This is a genomic window from Micromonospora solifontis (genome assembly GCF_003725545.1).
In the GTDB taxonomy this organism is placed as follows: domain Bacteria; phylum Actinomycetota; class Actinomycetes; order Mycobacteriales; family Micromonosporaceae; genus Micromonospora; species Micromonospora solifontis.
The window spans coordinates 42,843-56,314 of record NZ_RJLN01000036.1 but is presented as its reverse complement, the minus strand read 5'-3'; the positions used below and the strand labels follow the sequence as shown (position 1 = coordinate 56,314).

Genomic DNA, 13,472 nt, shown 5'->3' with positions numbered 1-13,472 from the left:
CCGGCTCCTTCGACGTGCGGGCCGGCAGGTGCGGGCGCGGCCAAGCCCTCGCTGGGGGCCTCGCCGGCTCACCCGCTCGAGCAGGGCGCCGCGAGCCGGCCGGGACGACCGGCTCGCCTCCGACGGGCCATCAGGCGTCGAGACGCTCGATGATCGTCGCGTTGGCGGTGCCGCCCGCCTCGCACATGGTCTGCAGGCCGTACCGGCCGCCGGTGCGTTCGAGCACGTGCAGCAGGGTGGTGGCCAGGCGGGCGCCGCTGGCCCCGAGCGGGTGGCCCAGGGCGATGGCTCCGCCGTCGACGTTCACCTTTGCCGGGTCGGCGCCGGTCTCCACGAGCCAGGCCAGCACCACCGACGAGAACGCTTCGTTGACCTCGAACGCGTCGATGTCGGCGAGGGTGAGGCCGGCCCGGGCGAGCACCCTGGCGGTGGCCGGGATGATGCCGGTGAGCATGAGGATCGGGTCGTCCCCGACGACGGTCGCGGTGTGGATCCGGGCCCGGGGGCGCCAGCCGTGTCGCCGGGCGGTGTCGCTGGTGGTGAGCAGCAGTGCCGCCGACCCGTCGTTGAGCGGGCTGGAGTTGCCGGCGGTGACCTTCCAGTCGATCTCGCCGAAGCGGGTGCTCCAGTGCGCGGCGGCGAAGGCCGGCGGTAGCTCGGCGAGGCGGTCCACCGTGGTGCCGGGCCGGATGGTCTCGTCCCTGGCGACCTCGATGCCGGGCAGCGGGGCGACCTGGCTGTCGAAGTGTCCCTGGCGCCAGGCCTCGGCGGCCCGCTGGTGGCTGGTGGCGGCGTACTCGTCGAGCTGCAGGCGGGACAGTCCCCACTTGCGGGCGATCAGCTCCGCGCTGACGCCCTGCGGGATGAGCCCGCCGGGGTAGCGGGCGGCGACCCCCGGCCCGGCGACGTCGGCCCGCGCGCCGTCGACGAGGGCCGAGCTGCCGATGGGCACTCGGCTCATCGACTCCACCCCGGAGGCGACCACGATGTCGTACGCCGCGGCGATCAGGCCCTGGGCGGCGAAGCTCAGCGCCTGCTGGCTGCTGCCGCACTGCCGGTCCACGGTCACCCCGGGCACGGACTCGGGGAATCCGGCGGCGAGGGCGGCGAGCCGGGTGGTGTTGGTGCTCTGCTCGCCGACCTGTCCGACAGCACCGCCGATCACGTCGTCGATCTCGACCGGGTCGAGGCCGGGAACCCGGGCGATGAGACTGCGCAGCGCGTGCGCGTGCAGCTCGACGGGGTGGACCTCGGGGTACGCGCCCCGCCTGGCCTTACCGATCGGGGTTCGTACCGCCTCGACGATGACCGCGTCCCGCATCATGCCTCCTGCCAGTTGATCCGGACCAACCGGTCCGGGACCGATTGGTCCGAGCATGCTTGCCGAGGCCGCGTCCGTCAATCGTTGGCGGACCGACCGGTCCGTTATCCTTGCCACACCAGACGAGAGGGGGGATGGCCATGGCGCGCAGCGCCGCCCCGGGCAGCCGAGAACGGATCCTTCGCACGGCCGGTGACCTGTTCTACCGGCACGGCGTCCGGGCCGTCGGGATGAACCAGGTGATCGGCGCGGCCGGCTGCGGCAAGAACCTGCTCTACACCCACTTCCCCAGCAAGGACGAGCTGGTGGCCGCGTACCTGCGGGCCTGCCGGGCGGTGCGGGACCGGGACTCGGCGGCCGCCACCGCGGGCCTCGGGGGCGATCCGGCGGCGTGCCTGCGCGCGCTCGTCGCGGAGATCGCCGCCAGCACCACCCGGCCGGACTTCCGTGGCTGCGCGTTCCGGATGTACCTCACCGAGTTCCCCGAGGACGAGGGCGAGCCCGCCCGGGTGGCCCGCGACTACCTGCGCGACACCCGAGCCGAGATCGACGACCTCGTCGCCCGGCTGGACATGCCGAACCCCGAACAGCTCGCCGACCGGATCTGGCTGATCGTGGAGGGCCTCTACGCGAGCGCCGCCCGCCCCGACGCGGCCACCGCGTCCGCCGCCGCCACCCAGCTCGTCGATGACCTGCTCGCCGCCGCCACGCCCCGCTGAGCAGTCACTCGTCATGGCGGCTGAGACCGCCACCGGCGGGGTCGGCTACGCAGGTGATCCGGCCCGACGGCGTCGACGGTGCGCCTGCGCCGGCAGTCCCGAGTTGGCCGGTTTCAGTCCGACGCTCCCGGGAAGCCGCCACGCATGTCCTCTGACCCTGGCGCATCGGCACGGCGCCTGCTTGAGCGGGCGCGACAGTCGGTTCAGAAGATCCACCAGGCTGCGGTCCGGCACCGCGACCCGAGCCTGCACGAACTGGCTGACGAGATCAGCGAAGTCGCCATGATGTTGGGTCACGACGCCGGCCCGGTGCAGGAGTGGCGGCCGTGCCCGGTGCGCGGAGCCCAGCCAGGCTCGCACTGCACCAACCTGCCGGGGCACGAGATGGTCGACGGGATGCACTCGGAACGGGTCAGGCTCTAGCAAATGCGGCGAAGGAGACCAACCGCGACCCGCCGCTGATCGGGGCCACGGCTGCCGACCAGAGGCGAGCGGCGGGCAGTGCTGGCTGTCCCGGACGCGCCCCACCTCGGCGTCGCCGGCTGGTATGACCGTCCGTCGCCCATGGCAGGATCTGCGGAGTGAAGGTCGGGATACTCGGACCGTTCGAGGTTCGCACGGACGACGGCGCCCTGGCCGACGTGCCGGGTGCCCGACTGCGCGGGCTGTTGGTCGCCCTCGCACTCGAACCGGGTCGCGTAGTCCCCAAGGCGACGCTCGTCGACTGGATCTGGGGCGAACAGCCGCCCTCCGACGCGGCGAATGCCTTGCAACGCTTGGTCTCCCGGCTGCGCAAGGCGCTGCCGGAAGGGTCGGTCGAGGGGCAGGCGGACGGCTACCGGTTGCGGGTGGCACCGGACGCTGTTGACGCCGTGCGGTTCGAGCGTCTCGTCGCCCGCGCCCGCGACGACCAGGATCCGGAACGGCTGCGGCGGCTGCGCGAGGCTCTCGCGTTGTGGCGCGGCGCGGCCATGCAGGACGTCGGTTTGCCGGGGAGCGCCGCGCTCGACGCGGCGGTCACCCGGCTCGAGCGGCTACGCCTGACAGCCATGGAGGACCGGTTCGACGCGGAGATCAGCCTCGGCCACGGTGCGGAACTGGTCACCGAACTGACCGACCTGGTGGCCGCGCATCCGCTGCGGGAACGGCTGGTCGCCGCGCTGATGCGTGCCCTTGTCGCGTCCGGTCGCGACGCCGAGGCGCTGCTCGTGTACGAGCGCATGAGGGAAACCCTGGCCGACGAGCTGGGCGTCGACCCCGCACCGGAGCTGTCGGCGTTGCACGTCGCGCTGCTGCGGGGCGAGCTGGTACGGCGGGAGAAGATCCGGAAGACCAACGTGCGTGCCGAGCTGACGACCTTCGTCGGCAAGGACGCCGAAGTCGCCGCGGTCCGCGAACTCGTCGCCGAAAATCGGCTCACCACCCTGATCGGACCGGGCGGTACGGGTAAGACCAGACTGGCCACGGAAACCGCGCGCACCCTGCTGGACGACCTGCCGGACGGGGCCTGGCTGGTCGAACTCGCGGCCATCGGCGCCGACGGTGACGTGGCGCAAGCGACGCTCGCGGCGCTCGCCCTGCGCGACGCGCTGCTCGGCGAGGCACCGGACGCGGAACCGACGGATCGGGTCATCGCGGCGGTCCGCGAGCGGGCGATGTTGCTGATCCTCGACAACTGCGAGCACGTGATCGAGTCCGCGGCGACCTTCGCCCATCGGGTGCTCGGAGAGTGCCAGCGGCTGCGGATCCTCGCCACGAGCAGGGAACCGCTCGGCATCACCGGTGAGGCACTGTGGCCGGTCGCGCCGTTGGCCCTACCCGCGGCGGACGCCGGCCCCGGCGAGATCGAGTCCGCTCCGGCCATCCGCCTGCTGCGGGACCGCGCCGGCGCGGTGCGCAAGGACCTCGCGACCGACGCCCGCACGTTGTCGACCATGGCGCGCGTCTGCCGGGCGCTGGACGGGATGCCCCTGGCGATCGAACTCGCCGCGGCCAGGTTGCGCACCATGTCCCTCGATCACCTCGCCAACCGGCTCGATGACCGGTTCCGACTGTTGACCGGTGGCAGCCGTACCGCGCTGCCGCGGCACCGGACGCTGCGCGCGGTGGTCGACTGGAGCTGGGAACTGCTCACCGATGCCGAACGGATGGTCCTGCGCCGGCTCTCGGTGTTCTCCGGTGGTGCGAGCCTGGAAGCTGCCGAGCGGGTCTGCGCGGGCGATGCCGTCGACGCGGGGGAGGTGCTCGAGTTGCTGACTGCCTTGACCGACAAGTCGCTGGTGGTCACCGAGAGCACGGGGGCGCCGCGCTACCGGATGCTCGGCACGATCAAGGAGTACGCCCGGCAACGGCTCACGGAGGCGGGCGAATCCGACCTGGCGCGCCGGGCACATCTCGCGTACTTCACCGACCTCGCCGAGACCGCGGAGCCGCACCTTCGCCGTGCCGAACAACTGGACTGGCTTGCCACGCTTGAGGTCGAGCACGACAACATCAGTGCTGCGATGCGCGGTGCGCTCGCGGCCGGCGAGGCCGACGGGGCGATGCGGCTCGCCGCTGCCGCCGGCTGGTACTGGTGGCTCGGCGGGCACAAAGCCGAGGGCCATGAGCTGATCATTGCGGCCACCACCGTGCCCGGCGAGGTGACCGACGAGATCCGGGCCGTGGTGTACGCGTTCGTCACGGGATTCCTGACCTCCGGGCGGGAGAGTGACCAGCACCAGGCGGCGGAGTGGATCCAGGAGGTGCACAAGATCAGCCAGCGGGTCCAGCGCCGCCACCCGGCGGTGGCGCTCGTCGCCGCGCTGGAACGCATGCTGCGAACGCCGGATGCGTTCCTGCCCGCGTGGGAACCGCTGCTCACCGACGAGGACCCCTGGGTACGCGCCGTTGCCCGGCTGCAGCTCGGCAAGATGCGGATCCAGCTCGGCTGGGGAGGGCGGGACGCGGACGCGTACCTCGAGGCGGCGCTCACCGAGTTTCGCGCGCTCGGCGAACGGTGGGGGATGTCGTTCGCCCTGACCGAGCTGGCCGATCGAATCGCCATGCGCGGCGAGTTCGCCGGCGCGTGCGAGCACTACGAACACGCGATCGCGGTCGTCACCGAGGTCGGCGCCATCGAGGATGTCGTGCGGATGCGGTCCCGCCAGGCCCAGTTGTACTGGCTGTCGGGCGATGAGGAGTCGAGTGCGGCCGCCATGGCGGAGGCGCAGCGGTACGCGGAACGGGTCGCCTGGCCGGAGGCGCTGACCGAGCTGGCCCTGTCGAAGGCGGAACTCGCCCGCTGGAGCGGCGACGCCGAGCAGGCCCACCGGCAACTCGACGTGGCGACAGCCATGCTGGGCAGCGCCGCCGAGCGGCCGAGCATGCGTGCGGTGGCACAGGACCTGCTCGGCTACCTTGCCGAGGATGTCGACGAGGCCCGCAAGCACCGCGCCGCGGCGTTCCAGGCGGTGTCCGAGTCGGGGCACGTACTCGCGATCGCCCGGCTGCTCGTCGGGATGGCGGACCTGGCGCTGCGTCAACAGCGGTACGAGCAAGCCGCGCGGCTGCTCGCGGCGAGCGCCGCCATGCGTGGCCTGCCGGACCGTTCCCAACCGGACGTGGTGCGGATCGAGCAGGACGCGCGGCGCCGCCTCGGTGACACGCGGTTCACCGAGGCGACACAGGAGGGGGCGCAGGCCAGCTGGACCGAGCTGGTCGCCGTCACGCTCGCTTCGTGAACGCGGAGGACGCCCACAGGTACCCGACGAGAGCGACCCCGACGCACCAGGCGAGGGCCGGGATCACGTCGCCGGCGGCCGGCGCGCCGTTGAGCAGCCCGCGCAACGTTTCGATGATCGGCGTGAAGGGCTGGTACTCCGCGAATTCCCGGACGCCGGGGCCCATCTTGTCCGTCGGCGCGATCGCACTGCTGAAGAACGGGAGCATGACCAGCGGCACCGCGGCCAGACCCGCCGTCTCCGGGGACTTCGCCGCCAGTCCCATGGCGATCGTGAGCCAGCCGGCCGCGAAGCTGAGCAGTACGACGACACCGATCACGCCGAGCCACTCGAGGAAACCCGCCGACGGGTTGAATCCCAGCGCGAAGGCGACCCCGATGATCGCCGCGACGGCGAGCAGGTTGGTCAGCACACTGGCGATGACGTGACCGGTCAGCACCGCGCTGCGCGGGACGTCCATGACCTTGAACCGGTTGATGATGCCCTTGGTCACGTCGGAATTCACGGACACCGCCACGGACCCCAGCCCGTAGCAGACGGCCAGCAGGAGCAGGCCCGGCGTCGCGTAGTCGACGTAGTCGACGCCGACGCTGAACGCGTCACCGAACACGTAGACGAACATCAACATAACCACGACCGGCATCAGGACCGCGTTGAACACCGTGGTCGGGTTCCGGGCGATGTGCTTGAAGTTGCGGCGCAGCATCACGATCGACGGGGACTTCATTTCGCGACCACCTCCGTGGTGTGGCCCGTCAGGGCGAGAAAGACGTCATCGAGGTCGGGCGTGTGCACGGAGAACCCTTCGGCGCTGATCGAGTACTCGTCGAGCCGGTCCAGCAGCGCCCGCAGCGACGTCGTGCCGCCATCGCTGGGCAGCCGCAGCACCAGTGCCTCGTCGTCCCGCTTCGAGTCGGCGAGGACCCGGGCGGCCGCGTCGAGTTCGGCGGCGGTGGTGAAGCGGAGCCGGACGTGGGTGCCGGGGATCTGGCGTTTGAGCTCGTCGGGAGTGCCCTGCGCGACCAGGCGACCCTGGTCGAGCACCGCGATGCGGTCGGCGAGCTGGTCGGCTTCCTCGAGGTACTGGGTGGTGAGGAAGATGGTCACGCCCTCGGCGACGAGGTCACGGATGATCGACCACATGGTGCGGCGGCTGCGCGGGTCCAGCCCGGTCGTTGGCTCGTCCAGGAAGATGATCCTCGGGTTGCCGACGAGCGTCATCGCGAGGTCGAGCTTCCGGCGCATACCCCCGGAGTAGGTCGACGCGGGCTGCTGCGCCGACTCCATCAGATCGAAGCGTTCCAGCAGCTCCGCGACGATCCGCTTGCCGCCGTCGCCGGGGACCCGGTGCAGGTCCGCCATCAGCTGCAGGTTCTCCCGCCCCGTCAGCAACTCGTCCACCGCCGCGAACTGGCCGGTGACGCCGATGGCCGCGCGCACCGCCCTGGCCTCGGTCACGACGTCATGGCCGGCGACCCGGGCCGTCCCACCGTCGGCTCTCATCAACGTGGTCAGCACGTTCACCGTCGTCGTCTTACCCGCCCCGTTCGGGCCGAGCAGGGAGAACACCGTTCCCGCTGGGACATCAAGATCGATGCCGTCGAGCACGACCTTGTCCTTGTACGCCTTACGCAGTCCCGAGGCCGCGATCGCTGAGGTTGTCATGCGGCCAACTGTCGGGAGCCGGCCTGTCACCCCCCTGACACGCCCCTGACGCCACGACTGACACGGGCCGCTAGCTGAGGCGTTGTGCCGCCAAGCCGGTGCACCGCTGTGCGGTGGCGAGCTTGTCGAGGATGCGCTGCTTGCCAACCCCGGTGACCGGCACCGGCTGGCCATTGCCGGAGACCGTCGCCGGAACGAACCGGCGGTCGACCACCGCCCGGTCGCGCACGGTCAGGGTCAGCACGCCGGAGTCCGTGCTGTGCGAACTGCCGTACCAGAGGAAGTTGCCCAGTCCGTAGTGCACGTAGGTCTGGCCCAGCCAGCCGCCGGCGAGCAGCGTGTGCGCGTGCGCGCCGACCACGATGTCGGCGCCGGCCTCGGACAGCCGTCGGGCGAACGTCCTCATCTCTCCACTGGGGCACGAATTGCCCTCCACGCCCCAGTGCATGAAGACGATGACCAGGTCGGCCTGCTCCCGCGCCGAACGCACCGCGGCGGCGGCCCGGGCGGGATCGAACGCCATCGCCACCCCCGACCGGGTGTCCGTCGCCCGCCACGACCCGGCCAGGTCGTGCACCTGTGACATGCCGAGCACCGCGATCCGCAGCCCCCGTACGGTGGTGAGCCACGGCGCATACGCGGCGTCGGTGTCGCGGCCCGCGCCGAACACCGGGTACCGGGCTTCCCTCGCGGCGTCCAGGGTGTCCGAGAGCCCCTGCCGCCCGTAGTCCAGGATGTGGTTGTTGGCGATCGACACCGCGTCGACCCCGGCTGCGCGCAGCGCCGCGAAGGCGGTCTTCGGCGCCCGGAAGTGGTACGTCTTCGGCTGGGGGGTGCCCCGGTCGGTCACCGCCGTCTCCAGGTTCAGCAGCGTGACGTCGGCGTCGCGTAGCGTCGGCGCGATCGCCCCGAAGGCCGTCTCCGGATCGTCGAGCAGGCGCAGGGTACGGCCGGTGAAATGGACGTCACCGGCGAAGGCCAGCCGCACCTCGACCCCGGCGGGCGGCTCAGGCGTCGCGGTGCCGGTGGCGCGCGACGTCGGACCCGGCGTGGCCCCGTGCCAGACCGGCGCCGAGGCGGCCGGTCCGGCGGCGCAGCCACCCGGACCGAGGCCGACCACGATCGCCGTCAGCGCCGCCAGCGAGGTAAGCGCCCTCCTGCGGATCACGCGGCCCAGGGTACGCGCTCCAGGCGGCGCCCCGCGGTCCGGCGTCGCGGCCCGTCAGCCGCCCCGTGGTGGGTGACCCGTCAGCCGCCCGGGCGGGTCGTCGGGCTGCCGGTCCCGCCTCACTTCCCAGATGCTGAGCGTGCTGGGGTCGCGATCCTGGCCCTACGGTGGTGTGCTTGAGGGCGTGCGAGTCGGCGGCAGCCGGTTTCGCTCCCGCTGCGCGACCCGGGGTCGACGACCGTCCGGCAGCCCGCGGATGGGATCAATGGGGAGACCATCCGGCTCGGTTCCTTCCCGACCCGTCCCTCATTGTGAGAAGGAGCGCCGTGAAAACAACTCCGTCCACACTCCGCCATCGCCGCAGGGCCCTGATCCGGGCTGTCACGGCCGGCATCATGGCCCTCTCCGCCGCGCTCGGCGGCATGCCCGCGCCCGCCTCCGCCGCGAACACCCTCAGCATGCTGGGCGCTGACGTCTCCTCCCTGCAGCGCAGCCTGGACCTGAGCGCGAAGTACTACGACGCCGGCGGTGTCGCCCGCGACCCGCTGGACATCCTGAAGTCCGTCGGCGTCAACTACGTCCGGCTGCGCGTCTGGAACAACCCGGCCAGCGGCTACAACAACAAGACCAGGGTGTTGGCCCAGGCGAGGGCCGCCAAGGCGAAGGGCCTCAAGGTGCTCATCGACTTCCACTACTCCGACACCTGGGCCGACCCCGGCAAGCAGTACAAGCCGACCGCCTGGGCCGGCCACAGCCTCAGCCAGCTTCGAACCGACGTGTACAACTTCACCTACGACGTCTGCTCCAGCCTCAGCTGGCAGGGCACCACACCGGACAGTGTCCAGATCGGCAACGAGATCAACGTCGGAATGCTGTGGGACGAGGGCAAGGTCGTCAACAACAACTTCGCTCCGCTGGCCAGCCTGCTGAAGCAGGGCTACAACGCGACCAAGGCGTGCGGCAGCGGCATTCCGGTGATGATCCACACCGCCGACGCCGACAGCAACGCCAACGCCCGATGGTTCTACGACGGCATCCGCGCCCAGGGCGTGCAGTGGGACATCACCGCCCTGTCGTACTACTGCATGTGGCACGGGACCCTGTCGAACCTCTACAACAACATCGTCGACCTGCGTGGCCGCTACGGCAAGCCGGTCGTCATCGTGGAGACCGCGTATCCCTTCACCCGGAACAATGCGGACAGCGAGCCGAACTCCGTCGGCGACGCGACCTGTGACGGCATCAGCGCGAGTTGGTCGGGGCAGGCGCAGGAGTTCGACTGGGTCCAGAACACAGCCCGCAACGCGGGGGCCATCGGTGTCTTCTACTGGGAGCCGACCTGGTACGCCATCAGCGGTAACGGCTGGGACCCGGCCAACATCAACGGCACCGGGAACCAGTGGGACAACATGGCCCTCTTCGACTGGTCCGGCCGGGTGAACCCGGGCGTGCGCTGGACGCCGTGACCGGCCACGTTCCGGCCCACCATCGTGCCGAGCAGGTCCAGCGCCGAGCGGGGGTCAGGCCGTGACCGTCACGTGCACCACCCACCTCACCTGGGGCGAGGGGCAAGGTGTCGGCAGGTGGAGACACCCCCCGTCGCTGATCGTCGAGACGTCGGCCTGGCCGGCCGCGACGGCCACGTAGCGGACGAGCAGGGGTTGGCCGGTCGGGTAGCCGCCGGTGAGGTCGCTGCGGACCAGGGGACCGCTCGGCGCGACGGTGGGCGGCGTGTACATGCTCGGCAGGCTGACCTCCAGGGTGTCGCCGACGCGCAGCGCGACGGTGCGCGCGTTGTCGGTCTGCGTGACGGTGACGGTCTGCCCGGTACCGCTCGGGGCCGAGAGGACGTTGACGTGCACCAGCCACAGCGCCACCGGTGCCGCGCACGGCGGCGTGGTGTAGTGACACGCGTTGTCGGTCTGCGAGGTCAGGTCCGAGGTGCCGGCTGCGACCGCGCGGTACAACGCCGAGACCGGCTGCCCGGTCGGGTACCCGCCGGTGCTGGACTGCTGCGCCAGAGCCACGCCGGAGACCGTGGGCGGCCGGTAGTCGGCGGGCAGGGCGACGCCGAGGGTCTGCCCGACGAAGAGGGTGATCGTGGTGCCGTTGTCGGCCGCGGTGACCGCCACGTCGGCACCGGCTGGCGGTGTCACGCTCGGCGACCCGGATGCCGGCGGCGCGGCGTCGTTGCCGCAGCTGAGCACCGGCGCCGGGCCGGTGCCGGCGAGCTGCATGCCGAACGTCGTCGACGCGCCCGGGTTCAGCGACCCGTTGTAACCCGCGTTGACCGCGGTAGCCGTGCTGCCCGACGTGGAGACCGTCGCGTTCCAGGCCGACACGATTCGCTGCCCGCTTCCGAGCGTCCAGCTCACCGTCCAGGTCGCGGCGGCCTTCGCCGACGTGTTGACGACCGTGACGGTGACGATCTCGCCGCCGGTCGGCCCGCTGCCCCACGCCGAGTCGATGTGTGCCGTGGCGCTGCACCCGCCCGCCGACGGGGGAACGGTTGCTGCGCTACCGGCCATCATCGGGGTCGTCACCGCGAGGACCACCGCGCTGACGGCCACCCCGGTCAGAGCCACTCGTCTCGACACCGTCATAACGCCGGACGGTAGCAACCGGGCAATATCAAATCAAGATTATCGATATGAAGGTCGGTGCCGGAGATTGCGCCGCACCACCCCACGCGCCATCGAGACGCCGAATTCGGTGGCGCCCTCGCGGCGGCCGGTGTGAGGCTGGAGACCGCTCGCCGCGGTACGCCACCGGGGAGGGCATACGTCCGCAACGACCGCGACGAGGAGTGACAATGCGAGCAGCTTCCACGCTTCGGACCCTTGACCGTCCTACCGTGGAGCTCTGCCTTGGCGTTGTTGAACCTTGGAATCGTCGCCCATGTTGACGCTGGCAAGACCAGCCTGACCGAACGCCTGCTCTACGAGGCCGGTGCCGTTTCCCAGCCGGGGAGCGTCGACGCCGGCACGACGCGCACCGACTCGATGGAGCTGGAGCGCCGGCGCGGCATCACCATCCGGGCGGCCGTCACGTCGATCGCCATCGGCGATCTGACCATCAACCTGCTGGACACCCCCGGCCACCCCGATTTCATCGCGGAGGTCGAGCGGTCGCTGGCCGTGCTGGATGCCGCCGTGCTCGTGCTGTCGAGTGTGGAGGGCGTGCAGCCGCAGACCGTCGCCATCTGGCGGGCGCTGCGCCGCATCGGCGTACCGACGGTGCTCTTCCTCAACAAGGTGGACCGCCGGGGTGCCGACGTCGACCGGGTGACGACCCAGGTACGCCAGCGGCTCGGGGCGCGCCCGGTCATCCTCACCGCGGTCACCGGCCAGGGCGGGCCCGACGCCCGGGTGCGCGCCGTCGGCCTCGACACCGAACCGGTGGTGGAGGCGGTGGCGGAGGTCGACGACGCGGTAGCGGCGCGGTGGCTGACGGACGAGCCGGTCCGCGTCCGCGACGTCCGGCGGGCGATCCGGAACGCGGTGCGCCGCGCCGAGCTCACCCCGGTGGCGTGCGGCTCGGCCATCACCGGGGCCGGCGTACGGCAGCTCTGCCACCTTCTCGCCCAGCTGTTGCCGCGCGGCCCGGAGCGGGACGGTCCACTGACGGGTACGGTCTTCGCCGTCGACCGGGACGGCCATGGCCGGCGTGCCTGGCTGCGGGTGTGGTCCGGGAGCCTCCGGGTACGGGATCGGGTGCGGCTCGGCGGACCCCGCCCGCAGACGGTGACCCAGATCGCCGTCATCGAGCCCGCCGGCGTCCTGGTGCGCCCCTCGGTGGCCGCCGGCCAGATCGCCGCGGTGCGCGGGCTGTCGGCCCGGATCGGCCAGCACATCGGGGACCCGCCGCGGCGGCACGTCTACCGGTTCCCGCCGCCCACCAGGCAGGCGCTGGTGGAGCCCGTCGACCCGGACCAGCGCCTGGCGATGTTCGCCGGCCTGGCCGAGCTGGCTGACGAGGATCCGCTGGTGGACCTGCGGCTCGACGAGCAGCAGGCGCAGGCGGTGATCCGGTTGCACGGCGAGGTCCAGAAGGAGGTGCTCGCCGCCCTGATGGCGGACCGGTACGGCGTCCGGGTGCGGTTCTCCGGAACGCTGACGGCCTGCATCGAACGGGTGGCCGGCACCGGAGCCGCTGAGGAGCGGGTGCACGAGCGCGGCAACCCGTACCTGGCCGGGCTCGGGCTGCGGATCGCGGCCGCCCCGGTCGGGCACGGCATCGACTTCCGTCCCGGGGTCGAACCAGGCCGACTGCCGCCGGCATTCGTCGCCGCCACCGAGGAGGGCGTGCGGGCGGCGCTTCGGCAGGGACCGCACGGCTGGCCGGTCACCGACTGCACGGTCACCATGACGTCCTCCCAGTACTGGCCCCGGCAGAGCAGGCCACACCAGAAGTTCGACAAGTCGATCTCGACGGTGGCGGCGGACTTCCGCAATCTCGCCCCGGTCGTGGTCGCCGCGGCGCTGCGTCGGGCCGGTACCCGGGTGTGCCAGCCGATCGAGCGGTTCGAGGTCAACCTTCCGCAGCACACCGTGGAGACGGTGCTGGCGCTGCTCGGCCGGCTGGGCGCGGTGGTCCACGACACCGCCGCCGCCGGCGGGTACCTCGAGGTGGGCGGCACCCTGCCGTCCTCGCGGGTGCCGCAGCTCGTCGCCGCTCTTCCCGACCTCACCGGGGGCGAGGCCGTCCTGACCACCGACTTCGACCACTACGCGTCGGTCGCCGGTGCGGACCCACCGACGGTGTACCGGCGCGGACCCGACCCGGCTGACCGGGAGGCGTGGTTCCGGGCCGTACCGCGGTAGACCGGGCCGGCGAATGCGGCGGCGCGAAGCCGGCGCTGCCCGAGGATCGGCCGG

10 protein-coding genes are annotated in these 13,472 nt (G+C 71.8%); 5 read left to right on the top strand and 5 right to left on the bottom strand.

Annotation, left to right across the window (positions count from 1 at the left end; genetic code table 11):
• Nucleotides 1-130: 130 nt before the first annotated feature.
• Nucleotides 131-1,321 carry a thiolase family protein gene (locus tag EFE23_RS14805; protein WP_123241512.1) on the bottom strand — a complete coding sequence of 397 codons (1,191 nt, stop codon included), beginning with the start codon at nucleotides 1,319-1,321 and terminating at the stop codon, nucleotides 131-133.
• Between the two features lie 134 nt (nucleotides 1,322-1,455).
• On the opposite strand from EFE23_RS14805, the gene EFE23_RS14800 reads away from it, so the two are divergent.
• The 3 genes from EFE23_RS14800 (at nucleotide 1,456) to EFE23_RS14790 (ending at nucleotide 5,762) form a co-directional block, all read left to right on the top strand.
• Nucleotides 1,456-2,040, top strand: a complete 585-nt coding sequence (locus EFE23_RS14800; protein ID WP_233600988.1) for a TetR/AcrR family transcriptional regulator — start codon at nucleotides 1,456-1,458, stop codon at nucleotides 2,038-2,040.
• 144 nt (nucleotides 2,041-2,184) lie between these two features.
• Nucleotides 2,185-2,463, top strand: coding sequence for a hypothetical protein (locus EFE23_RS14795; RefSeq protein WP_123241506.1), 279 nt, complete (start codon nucleotides 2,185-2,187; stop codon nucleotides 2,461-2,463).
• A gap of 158 nt (nucleotides 2,464-2,621) precedes the next feature.
• A complete protein-coding gene (locus tag EFE23_RS14790; protein WP_123241505.1) occupies nucleotides 2,622-5,762 on the top strand; it encodes an ATP-binding protein in 3,141 nt (1,046 codons plus the stop codon).
• On the opposite strand, the gene EFE23_RS14785 is transcribed toward EFE23_RS14790, so the two are convergent.
• The 3 genes from EFE23_RS14785 to EFE23_RS14775 form a co-directional block, all read right to left on the bottom strand.
• Nucleotides 5,746-6,489 carry an ABC transporter permease gene (locus EFE23_RS14785; RefSeq protein ID WP_123241504.1) on the bottom strand — a complete coding sequence of 248 codons (744 nt, stop codon included), beginning with the start codon at nucleotides 6,487-6,489 and terminating at the stop codon, nucleotides 5,746-5,748. The two genes, EFE23_RS14790 and EFE23_RS14785, sit on opposite strands and share 17 nt — an antisense overlap.
• The gene (locus EFE23_RS14780) at nucleotides 6,486-7,427 is read right to left on the bottom strand and encodes an ATP-binding cassette domain-containing protein (protein WP_123241503.1); all 942 of its coding nucleotides are present in this window, start codon (nucleotides 7,425-7,427) and stop codon (nucleotides 6,486-6,488) included. Before EFE23_RS14780 ends, EFE23_RS14785 begins: the two co-directional genes overlap by 4 nt.
• 70 nt (nucleotides 7,428-7,497) lie before the next feature.
• Nucleotides 7,498-8,595 (bottom strand): CapA family protein, encoded by a 1,098-nt coding sequence (locus EFE23_RS14775; RefSeq protein ID WP_199737078.1) that lies wholly within the window; start codon nucleotides 8,593-8,595, stop codon nucleotides 7,498-7,500.
• Between the two features lie 395 nt (nucleotides 8,596-8,990).
• Between EFE23_RS14775 and EFE23_RS14770 the strand changes: the two genes are divergently transcribed.
• Nucleotides 8,991-10,061 carry a glycoside hydrolase family 53 protein gene (locus tag EFE23_RS14770; protein WP_123241501.1) on the top strand — a complete coding sequence of 357 codons (1,071 nt, stop codon included), beginning with the start codon at nucleotides 8,991-8,993 and terminating at the stop codon, nucleotides 10,059-10,061.
• A 54-nt stretch (nucleotides 10,062-10,115) separates the two neighbouring features.
• Here the strand turns inward: EFE23_RS14770 and EFE23_RS14765 are convergent, their stop codons facing one another.
• Nucleotides 10,116-11,198 carry a cellulose binding domain-containing protein gene (locus EFE23_RS14765; protein WP_123241500.1) on the bottom strand — a complete coding sequence of 361 codons (1,083 nt, stop codon included), beginning with the start codon at nucleotides 11,196-11,198 and terminating at the stop codon, nucleotides 10,116-10,118.
• 264 nt (nucleotides 11,199-11,462) lie between these two features.
• Here EFE23_RS14765 and EFE23_RS14760 point away from each other — a divergent pair, with 264 nt between their 5' ends.
• Nucleotides 11,463-13,418, top strand: a complete 1,956-nt coding sequence (locus EFE23_RS14760) for an elongation factor G (RefSeq protein ID WP_123241499.1) — start codon at nucleotides 11,463-11,465, stop codon at nucleotides 13,416-13,418.
• Nucleotides 13,419-13,472: the final 54 nt, after the last annotated feature.

Coding starts and splice junctions, on each gene's coding strand:
- EFE23_RS14805 (WP_123241512.1), bottom strand. CDS start 1,321: ATGCGGGACGCGGTCATCGTCGAGGCGGTACGAACCCCGATCGGTAAG.
- EFE23_RS14795 (WP_123241506.1), top strand. CDS start 2,185: ATGTCCTCTGACCCTGGCGCATCGGCACGGCGCCTGCTTGAGCGGGCG.
- EFE23_RS14765 (WP_123241500.1), bottom strand. CDS start 11,198: ATGACGGTGTCGAGACGAGTGGCTCTGACCGGGGTGGCCGTCAGCGCG.
- EFE23_RS14780 (WP_123241503.1), bottom strand. CDS start 7,427: ATGACAACCTCAGCGATCGCGGCCTCGGGACTGCGTAAGGCGTACAAG.
- EFE23_RS14770 (WP_123241501.1), top strand. CDS start 8,991: ATGGCCCTCTCCGCCGCGCTCGGCGGCATGCCCGCGCCCGCCTCCGCC.
- EFE23_RS14785 (WP_123241504.1), bottom strand. CDS start 6,489: ATGAAGTCCCCGTCGATCGTGATGCTGCGCCGCAACTTCAAGCACATC.
- EFE23_RS14800 (WP_233600988.1), top strand. CDS start 1,456: ATGGCCATGGCGCGCAGCGCCGCCCCGGGCAGCCGAGAACGGATCCTT.